Source organism: Gluconobacter kondonii (assembly GCF_002723995.1).
Lineage (GTDB): Bacteria > Pseudomonadota > Alphaproteobacteria > Acetobacterales > Acetobacteraceae > Gluconobacter > Gluconobacter kondonii.
This window is the reverse complement of sequence record NZ_BEWP01000004.1, coordinates 187,827-202,764: the sequence shown is the minus strand read 5'-3', so window position 1 is coordinate 202,764 and position 14,938 is coordinate 187,827. Positions and strand designations below refer to the sequence as shown.

The following is a 14,938-nucleotide window of genomic DNA, read 5'->3' as shown; positions in this document are numbered from 1 at the left end:
CATGCTTGCCGATGTTCTGCGCTGGCGGGCGGAAGGGCAGGAGATGGTGCGCCTGACCGTCATTCGCGCGAAAGGCTCGACCCCCCGTGAGGAGGGCGCGTTCATGCTCCTGACCCGCACCGAACAAAGCGGTACGATCGGCGGCGGTCGGCTGGAATGGGACTGCATGGCGGAGGCACGCGCGCTTCTGGCATCAGGCGGAGGGGCGGTCGAGCGTCATATTCCCCTCGGTCCGGCCATCAATCAGTGCTGTGGCGGGGCTGTTACCATCCGCATGGAGCGGATGGGTGATGCTGACGCTCTTGAGGCTGAACTCCGCGCTGACCGGGAAAAAATGCCGCAACTGCTGCTGTTCGGGGCCGGGCATGTGGGCCGTGCGCTCGCCCGGTCTCTGGCGCTTCTACCGTTGCGGCTGGTCTGGGTCGATGCACGGGAGGAGGAGTTCGGGATCGTGCCACCGGGTGTGGAGGCATTGGTGACAGAGCAATGGGAGCCGCTTGTTCAGGCCGCTCCTGCCGGATCGGGCGTTCTGGTTCTGACGCAGAGCCATACACTGGATGCACTCATCACGGCGGCGGCGCTGGAGCGGGGTGATCTGCGCTATGTCGGCATGATCGGGTCGTGGACCAAGCGCAAACGGTTCGAGAGTGCGTTCCGGCAGATTGATATTCCGCAGGAGCGGATTGATCGTCTGGTCTGTCCGATCGGGGATTTCGGTGTGCGGGACAAGCGCCCGGAGGTGATCGCCACGTTCGTGACGGCTGAGGTTGCCGCCCGCATGTTGTGCGCGGCAGATTCGCTGCAGGTTTCGGAGAGTGTCGTTTCAGATACCAATAATGTTACATCTCCCCGTGATCCTGTCGTGAGGCTTTGCGGAACAAGGGCAGAGTTTCAACACTTTTCGGGTATCACAGAAAGTTGATGTAACGGTGGGTGCGTTGCGGGCGGTCCTTCTGTTTATCCTCCCCCGCATGAGCATGCAGAACCGGACGCAGCGGACTTCTGAAGTCCCGTTTTTCTCTCCAGCCGCCGCGACAGGGCAGAGGTGGAAATCCCGGATTTCCCGTTTCTGTCAGGCAGGATTTGCACTGGGTGCATTGAGCCTGACTCTTCAGACCGCTCAGGCGGCCCCGACAGCCAGCACGGCGCTTTCAACAGCCCTCCAGCCCTCCAGCCTTCCCGTTGCGGATGCTGCTTTCGTCGATGATCTGGAAAAGCGCACGTTCAACTGGTTCTGGGAAACCGCCAATCCGAAGAACGGTCTGGTGCCGGATCGCGCGCCGCTGCCCAATGGCGCGGCCAGCATTGCCAGCGTCGGTTTCGGGCTGACGGCTTACGGCATTGGCGTGGAACGCAACTACATCACCCGTCAGCAGGCCGTGGACCGGACGCTGACGACATTGCGCTTTTTAGACAGCCTGCCGCAGAACGATCATGTTGCGGGTGCTGCGGGCTATAAGGGTTTCTTCTATCATTTCCTCGACCCCAATACCGGCCTGCGTGTTGCGGACTGGTCTGAACTGTCCAGCATCGATACCGCGCTGCTAATGGGAGGCGTGCTGTTCTCGCAGTCCTATTTCGATCGCGATACGCCGCAGGAAAAGGAAATCCGCGACATTGCGGATCATCTGTACAGCCGGATCGACTGGACGTGGATGAAGGCTCATGGCCCTTGGCTCAGCATGGGCTGGATGCCGCCGCATACGTTCCTGCCGAGCGACTGGAAAGGTTATAACGAGGGCCTCATCATCTATCTTCAGGCACTCGGTTCGCCGACGCATCCGCTTCCGGCTGAGACCTGGAAGGCCTGGACGGCGACCTATGAAGGGCAGTGGGGCGATTTTCAGGGGCACAAGATGCTGAATTTCGCGCCGATGTTCGGCCATCAGTACAGTGAATCCTGGATCGACTTCCGAGGCGTTCAGGATGCGTGGGACCGCGCCCATAACGTCGATTATTTCCAGAACGGTCGTGAGGCTGCCTATGCCCAGCGGGCCTACGCGCAGGCCAATCCGGGCGACTGGAAAGATTATGGTCCCAATATCTGGGGACTGACGGCCTGTGACGGTCCGGGGGATGCGCAGCAGGTTTATGACGGCAAGAAGCGCCATTATCTGGCCTACAGTGCCCGCGGCGCCGGGCGGGACTATATTCTGGATGATGGCACGATCGCGCCGACGGCTGTGGGCGGGTCCATCGCGTTTGCGCCAGAAATCGCTCTGCCAGCGCTCAAGGAAATGCGCGCACGCTATGGGGACCGGATTTATAATAAGTACGGCTTTCTTGATGCGTTCAATCCGTCTTTTGCCGATCAGAAATCCTACTGGGTGGATGGTCAGCAGCTTGGGATCGATCAGGGGCCGATCCTGCTGATGCTGGAAAACTGGCGCAGCGGGCTGGTCTGGAACACCATGAAGAAAAATCCGTATCTGCGGGCTGGTTTGGAGCGCGCTGGGTTTGAAGGCGGGTGGATGCATACCAAGACGGCGTCTTCCAAGCCCGCCGGAACGTCTCTCTGAAGGTCTGAGGGATCTGGAGTTGCATCTGGCGCGTTTCTCACCGATCACTGTTGATACAGTCTCTTTGTGAAAGGAGCGCACCATGCGTCTCATTCTTGCCCTGCTTCTGCCCTGGCTCCAGTTCTTCACCATTGGCCGTCCGTTCGCCGGTCTGGTGTGTCTGCTGCTTCAGGTGACGATCATTGGCTGGATTCCGGCTGCCATCTGGTCGGTCTATGCGCTGAGCCAGTATAAGACCGATCGCAAGATCGCCGCGTCCCGGGGCTGAAACTTCGGACGCAAAAAAGCCCCTGTTCCGGCTGGAACGGGGGCTTTTTTTATGACTGCAACGGAGGCCTCAGCGACCGATATTGCGCAGTTTGATGCCCTGATTGAGGCGGATCTCTATGGATTCGAGGGACACGCCTTTGGTTTCGGGGACGAAGAACAGCACCAAGAAAATGAACAACGCATTCAGTCCGGCATAGAGCCAGAAGGTGTTGGCTGATCCCAGTGTGCTCAGCAGCCCGAGGAATGTCGCACCGACGACCATGTTCGTGACCCAGTTTGTGACCGTCGAGCAGGTGATGCCGAAGTCACGTCCCTGGAGCGGCATGACTTCCGAGCACAGCACCCAGACCAGCGGACCAGCCGAGAATGCGAAGCCAGCGATGAAGCACAGCAGGACTGCAATTGCGAGGTAATGAGACAGGTCCGACGTTCCGACACTTCCCGACATGATGGCGGCGAGCATGGCCAGTCCGGTTGCCATGATGGCAAAGCCGGTGATCAGCATCTGGCGACGGCCCCAGCTATCCGCAAACGCAATGGCGATGAAGGTCGCAAGCCAGTTGACCACACCAACGATGGCCGTGCCCCACATCTGTCCGCTGGAGCCGAAGCCGACTTCCTGAAAGATGCGCGGGGCGTAGTACATCACGACGTTGATGCCCGTGAGCTGCTGCGCGATCTGGAGGCAGATGCCCAGCATGACGGCGCGGCGGAAATTCGGGTTTTCGAGAAACATGGCCAGACCGCGCTGACGGTCATGGATCTGTGCGCGGATATCACGGATTTCCTGATGGGCGTGTTCAGGGTCGTGGCGCAGCTCCTTCATGATGGACAGGGCTTCCTCATGGCGTCCCCGCAGCATCAGCCAGCGCGGACTGTCGGGCAGGAAGAAAGAGCCGATCAGGAAGAACACGCCTGGAATGGCCATGATGCCCAGCATCCAGCGCCATGAGCCGCTGTAGGACAGGATGGCGTTGGACACGAAGGCCAGCAGGATGCCGAATGTGATCATGAGCTGATACATCGAAACGAGGCTGCCGCGGCGGCTTTCGTCCGAAACTTCGGAAATGTAGAGCGGTGCGACGAAACTTCCGATACCGATCGCCAGCCCCAGCATTGCCCGCCCGAGGATCAGTGCGGAGACGGAGGTGGCCAGCGCACAGACCAGTCCGCCTGCGACGAATAGGAACGCACTGAAGATCAGCGCGCGGCGGCGTCCGAAGGCGTAGGACATCCGGCCCGCGCCCAGTGCACCCAGAGCCGCACCGAACATCATGGACGACACGATCCAGGACTGTTCGAAATCGGAAGCGTGGAACTCGTCACGGATGAAGCCGAGCGCACCGGAGATGACGCCCACGTCCAGCCCGAACATCAGGCCGGCGATCGCGGCCAGAATGACGGCGAACATCATGCGTCCGACCATCGGCGGTCTGGTGGCGGTGGCGGAGGAAGTGAGCACTGTGTCGCTCATGACGGGGAAACTCCGGCGACCCGCAGGGCGGGCCTGTCAGGGAAAAGCAGAAAAAACCGGGCAGGCAGCCTGAACCGGAGATCGAGCGAGAGGGCTATTTTGTGACAGGCACCATGATTCGCCATCTTGAGCCTTAAACAATAACACATAATTGGGAAAATATTCAAAATCATATGTGATAGTTGACTGGATTTTCCATTCTGATGCAGTTGGGTCACACTCTTGGCCTTCCTGTGTTTATGGACAAGCCCTGTGTTTCTGCGTCAGCTGACATATCTTATCGCTCTGGATCAGTACCGGCATTTTTCTCGTGCGGCGGAGCACTGCAATGTCTCACAGCCTGCGCTGTCGATGGCGATCCGTCAGCTTGAACATGAGCTTGGTGTTCCCATCGTTCGGCGTAACCGTCGTGTTCTGGGCCTGACGCCCGAAGGAGAGCGCGTTCTGGCCTGGGCGCGGCAGACGGTTGCCGCGCTGGACGGCCTGCGTCAGGAAGCCGATTTCGCGCATGAAGTCGCGGGTGGCACATTGTCGATCGGGACAATTCCGCCTGCCATTCAGGTCATGCCGTCGCTGATGGAAAGTCTGCGGGCTGCCGTGCCAGCACTTCAGATCGAACTGACGGTCGCAGCCAACGCCGATATCCTGCATGATCTGACCGAGCAGCGCCTCCAGATGGGGCTGATCTATCTGGATCAGGTCCCCGCTGATGGGGGTTTCGAGACGCATCTGCTTTATTCGGAGCAGTATGTTTTTGTGGCCGGCTCGCGGATGGAGCTGCCGTCACGCAAAACCTTCAGCTGGGCCGATGCGGCTGAATATCCCCTCGCTCTTCTGGGGCATGCCATGCGAACCCGGCAGATTGTGGATGAGCGTTTTGCGAAAGCGGATGTTAAACCCAATGTCCTGCTTCAAACGAACTCGCTCGAGCTGCTCTATGCCGAGCTTCTGGCCGGACGTCTGGCGACGATCCTGCCGGTCGCAGCGTTGCCGCCTCAGCGGGATCCGGCCAATCCGCTTCAGATCCGCCGTCTTGCGTCCTGTCCATCTTACCAGGTCGGTCTGGTACGCCTCAGGCAGCCTGTGCAGACGGCCCTGATGTCCCGAAGTTGGGAAATCGTCACTCAGCTTGTTCTGGATGATGCGCTGACGGTCTGAGGCTTTTTGATAAACAGGGCTTATGAAACGATCACGATAATGTCTTGGACAGTATTGTGCAGCGCCCGGATGATTGCGGCTTTTCGGGCGGGAAAATGTCAGGCTTGGGCCGGAAAACAGCCAGTCTTGCGGCATCGGGATCACCATTCTGGTTGGAGCTGCGGGATCTCCTGATCCAGCGTTGGGGATGGGTGTTTGCGCCTTCCGCGAAGGATCTGGGCTTTGCGGTCAGGACTTCTGTTGCGGCAATCCTGTCTTTGCTGATTGCCATGTGGATGGAGCTGGGGAGTCCGCAATGGGCGCCGCTGACTGTCTGGGTCGTGGCGACGGCTTCCCGTGGCGAGAGCCTGTCCAAGGCGCGATGGCGCTTCGTTGGTACCATTATTGGGGGCTGCATGGGGGTGGCTCTGATCGCCTCCTTTCCCCAGCAGGCCGGACTGTTTTTCATCGCGCTTGCTGTGTGGATCGGGCTTTGCTGCGGCTGGGCAACCTTTCTTGATGGCTATCGCCGCTATGGGCTTCTCGTCATCAGTTTTACGTCCGCCATCGTGGCAACCGGTGCGATCAGCCAGCCTGATGATGTTTTTAATGTCGCTATGGCGCGCGGAACCTACATCATGCTTGGGACGCTGTGCGAAGCTGTTCTGGCGGCTCTTTTCCTCCCAAATGTGCAGAAGGAAGCCAAGGTGCGGCTTCTGGCACGTTTGAGGCAGATCACGGCAAAGGTTGCGACCCACGCAATGGTGGTGCGGGAGAGAGGCTCTGACCCGGAAACTGAAAGCCGTCTGCTGACCGAACTGGTGGATGCGAATGCGCGCATTGAGTTCGATGTTCTTGAAATGGGATCGGGCACCCGTCGCAGCGCGGATCACGCGCGGGCAGTTCTAGCGCGCCTGCTCGCCGTTCTGGCTCGCGCGCAGGGTCGATCAAGTGAGAGTGACGTCGATCGGGATCTTGAGGCCGCTTATCGCCATATCGCGGCAATTGTTGAGCCCCCACGGCATGACCGTTTTACGTTTCGCACGCATTCCCCGCGGCATATGCTGGAAGCGGTTCTTAACGGGTTGCGGGCCGCGACTGGTATCATAGGAGCGTGGCTTTTATGGGAAGTCACAGCCTGGCCGTCCGGTCCGGCGTTCGTCTCCTTCGTGGCGCTCGTTTATGGACTGCTGGCGACCCGTGAAATCCCGGCTCTGGCATCTTCTGGTTTTTATCGCGGCGCCGTCTGGTGCGCGGGTGTTGCGGGGATTTATGCGTTTCTTGTTGTGCCTGCCGTCACTGTGCCGGAATATCTGGCGCTGCTTCTGCTCATCCCTATGGTGGTCGGAGGACTGGCCGCGCGCGCGCCGAAGCTCGTGAATCACGCATTTTCATTCAACATGTTCCTGCCTGTTCTGATCGGGCCATCGAATCTTATGCGTTATGATGAGGTTTCGTTCCTCAATGGCGCGAGTGCGTTTCTAGGAGCGGTTCTTTTCACGCGCGTCACGTTTGGTGTCGTGTTTCCGTTCAGGGCCGATAGCCACCTTCGAAGGACCTCGGCATGGGTCGAAAAGCAGCTTCGTCTGAGCGCGCGTGGTGGGCTGAATGGCAATGGTCAAAACGTTCATCAGTGGCTCGCGATCAACGCTGCGAGCATGGTGCGCGCTGTCCGTAACTGTCAGGGCGTTCCGCGCGACATGATGCTGGCCTATATGGCCCGGCATCTTCACGCGATGACGCTGGGGGTATGGGTCATCGAATTGCGCGAAGCTGCTGCGCTGAACGCCACGCCGGCCTCTGTGCGCAAACGGCTTCAGGTCTTTTTGCGGGCCTGGTTTCGTCAGGGAGACGCCGCGAGACCGCTCGCGCGAACGGTGCTGTGCTCCCTTCGCAAAAGCCCGGATGTCACATCCGACATCCAGGGGGCTTTGCGTGGACTGGCAGGGGATGTTCCTCCAGTTGCGTGATTAAATAGTATCGACAGTTCCGCCGTCGACGCGCAGGGCAGCACCTGTGGTGGCAGAGGCCAGCGGGGAGGCCGTATAGGCGACGAGATTGGCCACTTCGTCCACGGTGGCCATGCGGCGTAAAATGTTGCTTGGCCGGTGCTTCTGCACGAATTCCGCTGCCAGTTCTGCGATCGGGCGGGTGCTGTCGGGGTTCTGGGCTTTCAGCATGTCCTCAACGCCTTCGGACAAAGTGGGGCCTGGGAGGATCGCGTTGACCGTCACATTCGTACCCGCCATCAGCTTCGCCAGTCCGCGGGAAAGCCCCAGCATGGCGGTTTTGCTGACGCCGTAATCCACCATTTCGACGGGAATATTCAGCGCGGATTCCGAGGCGATGAATAAAACGCGCCCCCAGTTGCGTTCTTTCATCCCCTGCAGATAGGCCCGGGACAGGCGCACGCCGGAGAACAGGTTGACCTCGAACAGATGCTCCCAGCTTTCATCTGTTGTCTGGAAGAAATCGTTCGGCCCGAAGATCCCGGCATTATTGACGAGAATATCGACGTTGCTTTCAGCTTCGAACAGCGTTTTGCAGCCTTCTGTTGTGCCGACATCAGCAACGACGCTGCGGAAAGTTCCACCCGGAACAGCCTTGGAGAGTTTTTCAAGCGCACCGTTCACACTGTCCTGTTTGCGGCCATTGATGATGACGGTCGCTCCCGTTTCGCTGAGTTTGCGGGCGATGGCCAGACCGATGCCGCCGGTTGAGCCAGTGACGAGGGCAGTGCGACCGCTCAGATCGAGGTTCAGCATGGAAGACTCCTGAAAATGTGATCACGTGCCGATACAAACGTGGAGCGCGCGAAAAAGTGGCGCAGCGTTCTGCGGAGGTTTCTGACAGGATGCGGTCAACGCCGGATCTGCTATGGAGGGACGCAGTTCCGAGTAGGACGCGTTTGGACGAGCAGGGCTGAGGAGGCGGAATGGTGAATCGCATGCAGGAGACGGGTGGAGATATGGACGCGCTGGTGCCGCATCCTTCTCCCTCCGGTGGGCGTGCGTCCATTCTGTGTAGTCATCTTCTGGCTCTTGCGGCGGCGGAAGGCGGGGGAGAGGCAGCGCTGCTGGTGCGTGACGTGCAGGGCGTGCGCATTCTGGGTGGCAGGGGAAGTGCGATTGCTGCCGAGGGTGCGGCGTGCCTTATGGATGGCCAGTCTCTCGGTGCGTGTACGGTCTGTCTTCTGCCGGTGCGCTCGGGTGCCATGGAAGTCTGGCTGTGTGTGCGGCAGAACGCTCCGGCGCTCGAGCATGTCCGTGCCCTGTGTGAGTTGCAGGTGGATGATCTGCTGAGCGAACAGGCTGTGGCTTCGACACCAGAGGAGCACGCCATCCGCGAGAATGCGACGGTGGAGCGGATGCAACTGAGGATGCAGCGTGTCGCCGATACGGCGGATGTTGCGTTCTATCGCTACGATTTTGCGATGCGGATGGTGACAGGAGACGCGCGTTTCGCAGGTTTGTGGGGACTGCCGCCCGAGCGTCTGGCGGTGGGCGTTCCCATTGATGAACTTCTGGTGTTTCTCCACCCGGAAGATCGGCTGCTTTATGATGGCGGTATCGAGGACGATCTGCGGGACGAGGGATGTTATGAACTCCGTTTCCGGATTCTGGTGCCTTCCCGGTCTGCGTATCCGTCGGGGCAATCTGCTTCGCAGGGCACACCCATGCTCCGTCATGTATTGCTGCGTGGCTGGCGGGAAGACGAAACCCGCCCCGATGGACGACGCAGCGTCGGTCTGGCGATGGACGTCTCATCCGCCTCTCTGACGGCGGAAGCGTTGCGCTCCAGTGAATCCTTTACTCGGCTGCTACTGTCGAGCCTGCCAGACTGCATCCATATTCTCGACTGTGACGGCTGTATCCGCTTCGTCAACGAAGGGGGCGTCCGGTCCATGGAGATGGACAGCCCGATCATCATGCACGGGCTGCCATGGGTGGATCTGTGGCGTGGACAGCCGCGTCGGCGGGCGGCTCTGGCCGTGCAGAGCGCCCTTGAGGGCGAAACGGCGCGTTTTCAGGGATATTCCATGACCATGAAGGGCACGCGCCGCTTCTGGGACGTGGTTGTCACGCCTGTCTTCGGAGAGGATGGCGACGTGCGGCGTCTGCTGGCGATCGGGCGTGATCTGACGGACGCCAACCAGTCCGCCGAGCGGCTTCAGCTCGCGCTTGACGCCGGAGCGATTGCCGGGACGTGGATGTGGGACGACAGTACATCGCGTATGACGGGAGATGCCCGGCTGGCCATGACGCTGGGATTGGAGCCAGCCCGCCTGCGTGAAGGGGTCATGCCCAACGTCATTTATGACTCTGTGGACCCACGGGACAGGTTCGCGGTGGTGCAGGCGGTGACGGCGGCAACGCGGCGGGGCGGAAAATGCCGTTTCGAGTTCCGGGCGGAGACGCCGGAAGGACAGCGCTGGTTCGAGGGCAACGGGCGCTGCGATCTCGGGGAAGAGGGGCGTGTGGCCCGTTTCCCCGGAATTGTGTTCGATATCGACCGGAGCAAGCGGCAGGCTCTGCGACAGGCAGCGCTCGTCGAACTGGGGGACCAGCTTCGCGCCCTCGACGATACCAGCATGATGGAAGAGGTCGCGGCCCGGATTATCTGTCGGGAGCTGGATGCGAGTGGCGCGGGTTATGGCACGGTCAATGATGACGGTACCGGCATGGCCGTCGGCGGCATTGCCGAAGCGGGACGTCCGCTTGTGGGCGTCCGGATGTTTGCCGATTACGGGGAATTTCGGACGCCTCTGGGACGTGGCGAGCCCGTCGCCATCACTGATGTCCATACGGATGCTCTGACGGCTGGGCATGGCGCACGTTATATGACCGAGGGGATCGTGGCGTTTCTTGCCATTCCGATCTTCAAATTCGGACGCTTCGTGGGGCTGATGTTCGTCTGTCATGACGTGCCGCATGTCTGGACGGATGAGGAAATCGTCTTCACCCGCGCGGTAGCAGACCGCACCCATGCCTCCATGCGTCAGGCCCGGACCCAGCAGCAGATCCGGGACCTCAACGTCATGCTCGAAGAGCGGATCCTGCAACGCACCCGCGAGCGCGATCGGCTGTGGAACATCGCAAAAGACCTCTTCGTCATCATTGATCGTCACGGCTACTACGTCGCGGTCAGCCCAAGCTGGGAAGAGATGCAGGGCTACAGGATGGACGAACTGGCCGGGCTGCGGCTGGATGCGCTTTGTCATCCCGACGACAAGCGGACCGTCCGCGAGACGTTTGCGCGTCTTATGGAAGGCACGCCCTGGCCAGCGGCGGGGCTGGATGTGCGGATGCGGCGGCATGACGGGACCTGGCGGACCTATAACTGGAGCTGCAATGACGAAGGCGATGCGATCTATGCGATCGGGCGGGACCTGACCCGACGTAACGAACTGGAGGAACAGCTCCGTCAGGCCCAGAAAATGGAAGCAGTCGGGCAACTGACGGGCGGTCTGGCTCATGATTTCAACAATCTTCTGGCCGGGATCGGCGGCGGACTGGAGCTTCTGGGTTTGCGGATTGCGCAGGGGCGAACAGACGGTCTGGGGCGTTACATTACGGCCTCGCAGGAGGCGGTTCGTCGGGCGGCATCGCTGACTCATCGTCTGCTGGCCTTTTCGCGGCGGCAGACCCTTGATCCGAGCCCGACGGACATGAATGTGCTGGTTCAGGGGCTTGAGAGCCTGCTTCGTGGGACGGTTGGGCCGGGTATAGATCTCGTTCTGGATCTTCAGCCGGATCTGTGGCGGACGCGGGTGGATGCCAATCAGCTTGAAAACGCGATCCTTAATCTGTGCATCAATGCCCGTGATGCCATGCACGAGCAGGGCAGTACGCTGCGGCTGAAAAGTGCCAACTGGATTCTGGGGCGGACACGGTCTGTCGAAGCGTCAATTCCGCCGGGCGACTATGTGGTTCTGACGGTGCAGGATGAAGGCTGTGGGATGCCGCCCGAGGTCGTTCAGCGTGCTTTCGATCCGTTTTTCACGACCAAGCCACAGGGATCGGGCACCGGGCTGGGACTGAGTATGATCTACGGCTTTACCCAGCAGTCGGGCGGGAAGGTGGATATCCGTTCTGCTCCGGGGCAGGGAACCGCCGTATCGCTCTGGCTGCCGCGCTATGAAGGACAGGAGACCCTGCGCCCCGAGCCTCCTCCTCTGCCTTCGGCGCCGCAGCCCCGTCTTCTGGAAGGATTGCGCGTGCTCGTCGTGGATGACGAGGAAGCGGTGCAGATGATCGTGACGGATATGGTGGCGGATCTGGGCGGCATCGTGCAGAGCGCCTGCGATGGGCCGTCCGCGAAGGCTCTTGTGGCGGAAGGTGCGCCGCCTTCGCTGCTGATCAGCGATATCGGGATGCCGGGCGGCATGAACGGTCGCGAACTGGGTGAGCAGATGTTGGCGCGATGGCCGTCGCTCAAAGTGCTGTTCATCACGGGGTATGCCGAGCAGAACATTCTGGGAAATCAGGCGCTTGCACCCGGCTGTGCGCTTCTGGTCAAGCCTTTCACGGTCGAGACATTCAACCGCAAGCTGGCCCTTCTGCTGAACGACGACTGAACCTCGCGCCCGAAGCCTGCGTTGAAAAGCCAGCACCCCAAGCGCTGATGATTTTTCTTTAAGTTCTGCAAGGAGACAGACATGTCGTCACAGGTTCCATCCGCCGATGCCCAGACAGAGATTTCCTTTCACGATGGCAACACCATGCCGCAGATCGGTCTGGGTGTCTGGCAGACGCCCCCGGAAGAGACGGCGGAGATCGTTCGGGAGGCCGTGAAGCTCGGGTATCGCTCCGTCGATACGGCGCGTCTTTACAAAAATGAAGCCGGGGTCGGCGAAGGTCTGGAAGACCATCCCGAAATCTTCCTCACGACCAAGGTGTGGAATGACGAGCAAGGTTACGACAATGCGCTGCGGGCCTATGAAGAAAGCGCGCGTCTGCTACGTCGCCCGGTGCTGGATCTGTATCTGATCCACTGGCCGATGCCGGATCAGGGGCAGTATGTCGAGACGTGGAAGGCGCTGGTCGAGCTGAAGAAATCCGGTCGGGTAAAGTCCATCGGCGTGTCCAATTTCGAGCCGGAGCATCTGGAGCGGATCATGGATGCGACGGGCGTGGTGCCGGTCGTCAACCAGATTGAACTCCATCCCGATTTTCAGCAGCGCGCCCTGCGGGAATTTCACGAAAAGCACAATATCCGTACCGAAGCCTGGCGTCCGCTGGGCAAGGGGCGTGTGTTGAGTGATGAGCGGATCGGGGCGATTGCTGAAAAACACGGTCGGACTCCGGCACAGGTCGTGATCCGCTGGCATCTTCAGAGCGGGCTGATCGTGATTCCCAAATCCGTCAATCCGAAGCGTCTGGCGGAAAATCTGGATGTGTTCGGTTTTGTGCTGGACGGCGACGACATGCAGGCCATCGCAGGGATGGATCGTGCGGATGGCCGGATGGGCGCAGACCCGAAAACGGCGAAATTCTGAGAAATATTCCTCTTTAGCAACATTAAGTAAAAAATCGGGCCTGTGCTATGGGCTGCCTCATGCAACCGGAAGGTGGATGGCATGAGGCAGCGTTTGGGCCTGGGTTTGAGGGTGGTTTTTGCGGTTCTGCTGGCAGGAGCGCAGGCGCGTGCCGCGGGGACGCAGGACAAGGCGTGGACGGATCAGTGGTTTTCCGATGTGTCCTTTGGCGCGCAGATCGAAGGCGGCGTCATGGGTAGTTCGAGCCATCCCGCCAACAATCTCAATTTCGGTCAGCTTCTCTCGCCCTACGCTGATCAGGCGACTCTGAACCAGCTGACTTTCACGTTTACCAAACCCGTCGATCCGATCGGGGGCGGGTATGGGCTGGGGATGAACCTACGGATGCTCTACGGCTCCGATGCCCGGAGTTACACGATCGCGGGCGTCTCTGATCGCTGGATCAATGGCCGTTATCAGGCCATGCCGGCCTTTGCCAATGTCGCGCTGCATATGCCGTGGTTTACGAGCCGGGGGCTGGATGGGCAGATCGGGATTCTGACGTCGCCCATGGGCGTGGAGACGCTCGATCCTTCGACGCGGGCGTTCTATACGCTGGCGTATACGACCGAATATTCCACGCCGTTCGAGCATGTGGGAGGCATGTTCCAGCTTCATCTGGACAGGCATTTCGATCTTCAGTTCGGCGCGGACACCGGCAACCAGACGTCCTTCGGGCGGGGGGATAACAATGACCGCCCTGCCGGATATCTCGGCGTGACGGGCAATGATCTGGCGGACGGTCATCTGTCCTTCACCTATCTGCTGCGGGTCGGGCCAGAAGATGCCGTGCGCGCTCTGGGGCCGAGGGCCAACGGCGCCATGCGGTACTGGAACGATTTGAACGGAACCTGGACGTTTTCGAAAAAATGGAGCGTCACGGCGGAGGTGAACCAGCTTCATGACGAAGGGCTGCGGGCCGATACATGGAGCGCGGTGGTGTGGGGTGGGTGGCACATGCATCCAAACCTGACCGTCAATGCGCGGGCCGAGCTTTATCGGGACAATACCGGCAGTTTCGTGACAAGTTTTGCCGAGAATGAAGGCTATGCACAGGCTTTGCTTGGCAATCCGACACGCTCTGTGTCCGCTCCCGCCACGACCTATGGCGCGCTGACGCTCAATACGGTCTGGCGGCCGGAGGTGGGGCATCACATCAAGCTGCTCCAGTTTCGGCCGGAGTTGCGATTCGACCGTTCTCTCAACGGCACGCGTCCGTTCGACGATCAGCACCATATGGGGCGCATCCTGTTTGGGGCGGATATGACACTGGGCTTCTAAACGACCCTCCCCACAGGAGGGAGGTGCGCTGCTCGTCGGATTATGGCAAGGAGTCTGCATGACGACTCCGAACGACACCGATTTCCGCAAGGCCATGTCCCATTTCGCCACGGGTGTGGCTGTGGTGACGGCCAAAGGCAGCGAAGGCGAGCAGGGGGCGACCATTAGCGCCCTGACCTCCGTATCTCTCGATCCGCTTCTGCTGCTGATCTGTCTCAACCGTGCCAGCGCGACCTATCGCGCGATTGCGGAAGCCGGCACGTTCGGCCTCAGCATTCTGGGCAACGACCACAAGGACGTGGCGATGCTCTTCGCCAGCCGCACAGGCGACAAGTTCGGCTCCGACGTGATCGAACGCTCGGCAGATGGCACGGCGTTTGTTCGGGATTCGCTGGTGAAGATGCACTGCGAACTGGTCGAAACATTCCAGGGCGGTACGCATGCGCTGTTCATGGCGCGCCCTGTTTCGCTTGAGCTCGACGAAAATCGTGCGCCCCTTCTGTATTTCCAGGGACAGCTCGGCATTACGCTCTGACGTCTGTAAAATTCTGAAGAGACCGGTCAGGCTCTCCATCCTCTGTGTGCGGGATGGAGAGCCTGATGTGTTTTGGGAGGGTTTTTGATCCGGGAGAATGTTTTTTTCAAAAACTTATTGCGAATGATTCTTATTTCTAATATTTGCCTCTGCAACATAACGAGACATGTCCGTAACCAAGAGGC

The 14,938-nt window shown here is 60.0% G+C and carries 11 protein-coding genes; 9 read left to right on the top strand and 2 right to left on the bottom strand.

The window, feature by feature from the left end; all coding sequences use genetic code 11:
* Nucleotide 1: 1 nt before the first annotated feature.
* From xdhC to GKO01_RS06275, 3 genes are all read left to right on the top strand, one after another.
* Nucleotides 2-922, top strand: coding sequence for a xanthine dehydrogenase accessory protein XdhC (gene xdhC / locus GKO01_RS06285; RefSeq protein ID WP_099286270.1), 921 nt, complete (start codon nt 2-4; stop codon nt 920-922).
* Between the two features lie 49 nt (nt 923-971).
* Nucleotides 972-2,519 (top strand): glucoamylase family protein, encoded by a 1,548-nt coding sequence (locus GKO01_RS06280; RefSeq protein ID WP_099286353.1) that lies wholly within the window; start codon nt 972-974, stop codon nt 2,517-2,519.
* 82 nt (nt 2,520-2,601) lie between these two features.
* Nucleotides 2,602-2,787 (top strand): YqaE/Pmp3 family membrane protein, encoded by a 186-nt coding sequence (locus GKO01_RS06275; RefSeq protein ID WP_099286269.1) that lies wholly within the window; start codon nt 2,602-2,604, stop codon nt 2,785-2,787.
* 69 nt (nt 2,788-2,856) lie between these two features.
* Here GKO01_RS06275 and GKO01_RS06270 read toward each other — a convergent pair whose 3' ends face one another.
* On the bottom strand, nt 2,857-4,263 hold the full coding sequence (locus GKO01_RS06270; protein WP_099286268.1) for a sugar porter family MFS transporter: 1,407 nt from the start codon (nt 4,261-4,263) through the stop codon (nt 2,857-2,859).
* 252 nt (nt 4,264-4,515) lie between these two features.
* Between GKO01_RS06270 and GKO01_RS06265 the strand changes: the two genes are divergently transcribed.
* Together GKO01_RS06265 and GKO01_RS06260 are read left to right on the top strand one after the other, a co-directional pair.
* The gene (locus GKO01_RS06265) at nt 4,516-5,421 is read left to right on the top strand and encodes a LysR family transcriptional regulator (protein WP_099286267.1); all 906 of its coding nucleotides are present in this window, start codon (nt 4,516-4,518) and stop codon (nt 5,419-5,421) included.
* A 95-nt stretch (nt 5,422-5,516) separates the two neighbouring features.
* The gene (locus GKO01_RS06260; protein ID WP_099286266.1) at nt 5,517-7,370 is read left to right on the top strand and encodes an FUSC family protein; all 1,854 of its coding nucleotides are present in this window, start codon (nt 5,517-5,519) and stop codon (nt 7,368-7,370) included.
* Here the strand turns inward: GKO01_RS06260 and GKO01_RS06255 are convergent, their stop codons facing one another.
* The gene (locus tag GKO01_RS06255; protein WP_099286265.1) at nt 7,371-8,165 is read right to left on the bottom strand and encodes an SDR family NAD(P)-dependent oxidoreductase; all 795 of its coding nucleotides are present in this window, start codon (nt 8,163-8,165) and stop codon (nt 7,371-7,373) included.
* 170 nt (nt 8,166-8,335) lie between these two features.
* On the opposite strand from GKO01_RS06255, the gene GKO01_RS06250 reads away from it, so the two are divergent.
* From GKO01_RS06250 to GKO01_RS06235, 4 genes are all read left to right on the top strand, one after another.
* Nucleotides 8,336-11,977 carry a PAS domain-containing protein gene (locus GKO01_RS06250; RefSeq protein ID WP_099286264.1) on the top strand — a complete coding sequence of 1,214 codons (3,642 nt, stop codon included), beginning with the start codon at nt 8,336-8,338 and terminating at the stop codon, nt 11,975-11,977.
* Between the two features lie 81 nt (nt 11,978-12,058).
* On the top strand, nt 12,059-12,898 hold the full coding sequence (locus tag GKO01_RS06245; protein ID WP_099286263.1) for an aldo/keto reductase: 840 nt from the start codon (nt 12,059-12,061) through the stop codon (nt 12,896-12,898).
* Nucleotides 12,899-12,979: 81 nt separating this feature from the next.
* Complete coding sequence (locus GKO01_RS06240) at nt 12,980-14,218, top strand: outer membrane beta-barrel protein (protein ID WP_099286262.1); 1,239 nt, start codon at nt 12,980-12,982, stop codon at nt 14,216-14,218.
* Nucleotides 14,219-14,276: 58 nt separating this feature from the next.
* Entirely contained in the window at nt 14,277-14,753 is a 477-nt protein-coding gene (locus tag GKO01_RS06235; RefSeq protein WP_099286261.1) for a flavin reductase family protein, read from the top strand.
* Nucleotides 14,754-14,938 lie beyond the last annotated feature (185 nt).